Source organism: Pontibacter sp. HJ8 (genome assembly GCF_054824225.1).
The window spans coordinates 1-1,804 of sequence record NZ_JSYF01000623.1; the positions used below are offsets into that span (position 1 = coordinate 1).

2 protein-coding genes are annotated in these 1,804 nt (G+C 57.3%); both read right to left on the bottom strand.

All coding sequences use genetic code 11. The features are described 5' to 3' along the window. Positions 1-237 precede the first annotated feature (237 nt). Positions 238-1,509, bottom strand: a complete 1,272-nt coding sequence (locus tag OB13_RS20105) for a Y-family DNA polymerase (protein WP_461491972.1) — start codon at positions 1,507-1,509, stop codon at positions 238-240. Then, on the bottom strand, positions 1,506-1,804 hold a 299-nt coding region (locus tag OB13_RS20110), incomplete at its 5' end, for a LexA family protein (RefSeq protein ID WP_461491973.1). The genes OB13_RS20110 and OB13_RS20105, both read right to left, overlap by 4 nt.

The following is a 1,804-nucleotide window of genomic DNA, read 5'->3' on the forward strand; positions in this document are numbered from 1 at the left end:
CAGCAGCTCCGCCAGTTACAAACTGGCCTCAAGAGCAACCACCAGTTACCGCTTCGCTCAAACTGGCGGTATACATTGAAAGAGGAGGTGCCAGCCGCACAGGCGAAGCTATACAACAGGTCAAGTACTAAAAGAAATAGCAGCTGCTACGAAGCAAGTATTCAGATACATATGATTCACACAAGGTATAGGTGTACCTACACTGCATGCACCACCTTCTGCTACCAGAGATAATCTTCATCCTGCCCCAATCCATAAGAGCCCCTCCATTTTTGTCGTATAGCAGGGCGACTTCTTCTCGCACTTCAGCTGCCAGGGGCGGATGGTGCCTTGGGCGGCGCAGGTAACCTTGTCGCGGCCCCAGGCGCTGTTGAGCTTGTCCAGTGCTTGCATGAGACGCTGGTGCTTGTCGCGGTCCACGGTGTCTAGCAGGGAGGCCTGTACCTGGTTCTGGGGGCGCAGTTCCGATACGATCACACCGCTTTTCTTGTAGCGGTAACCGGGTCGGTAGAGCGCCTGCAGCGCCAGGCTGGCGTACTGGATCAGCTCCAGCGTACTGCTGGTGGCGGTGGGCAGGACAAGGGTCTTGCTGCTAAAGTACTGCGGCTCCTCCCGGAAAGGATTGGTCTGCAGAAACACGGTAATAGCCCCTGCGCAGCTTTTCTGACGGCGCAGCTTGACCGCGCAACGCGAGGCGTAGTTGGCAGTAGCTTCCTGCAGCTGCGAAAGCGAGGTGACGGCGCTGCCGAAGGAGCGGGAGGTGCAGATGTTCTGTTTGTTGGCCGCCACTAGCTCCAGGTCCAGGCAGGCTTCGCCGCGCAGCTCCCGCACGGTACGCAGCCCTACTACTGTCAGGTGTTTTTTCACGAAGGTGTCAGAAGCGTTGCGCAGGTCCAGCGCCGTGTGTATGCCAAAGCCGGCCAGCTTCTGGGCATAGCGCCGGCCCACGCCCCACACATCACCGGCCTCGGTACGCCGTAGCGCTTCCTCGATGTGCCGCGCATCCGTCAGCACCAGCACTCCATCCGCCTTCTTTGACTTCTTGGAAAGGCGGTTGGCCAGCTTGGCCAGTGTCTTGGTAGGAGCCACACCTACCGAAACCGGAATTCCTGTCCAGTCCTTTACAGTATTGCGCAGCTCCTGTGCGTACTGGTTCAGATCACGGCCGTAGAAGTTGCCCATGTCCAGGAAAGCCTCGTCTATGGAGTATACCTCCAGGTTGGGCGTGAACTGTGCCAGCGTCTGCATGACGCGTGCCGACATATCGCCGTACAAGGTATAGTTGCTGCTGAAGACCTGTACGTTGTGCTGTTCTATTGCATCTTTTGCTTTAAAGGCCGGTTCGCCCATTTTTATACCCAAGGCCTTGGCTTCGTTGGAGCGGGCAATGATGCAGCCGTCGTTGTTGGAAAGCACCACAATGGGCTTCTTTTCCAGCTTCGGATCGAAAACCCGCTCACAGGAGGCGTAAAAGTTGTTGCAGTCGACAAGGGCGAAGAGGCTGGTCATGACTGTCCGTTCACATTGTGCAGCGACCATACTACAACGCCCCACGGGTGAAAATCCATTTCCTCGGTGATCTCCAGTGGCGGGTACGCTTCATTGGCCGGCTGCAGAAACGTTTGCTTTCCTTTTTTCAAAAAGCGCTTCACGGTAAACTCGCCGTCTACTACACCAATGATGATGTGGCCGTCCCGCGGCTTCAGGGAGCGGTCCACTACCAGAATGTCGCCGTCGTGCAGGCGGGCATCGCGCATCGACTCGCCCCGCACCCGCACCAGGTAGGTGGCGGTGGGGTTGTTGA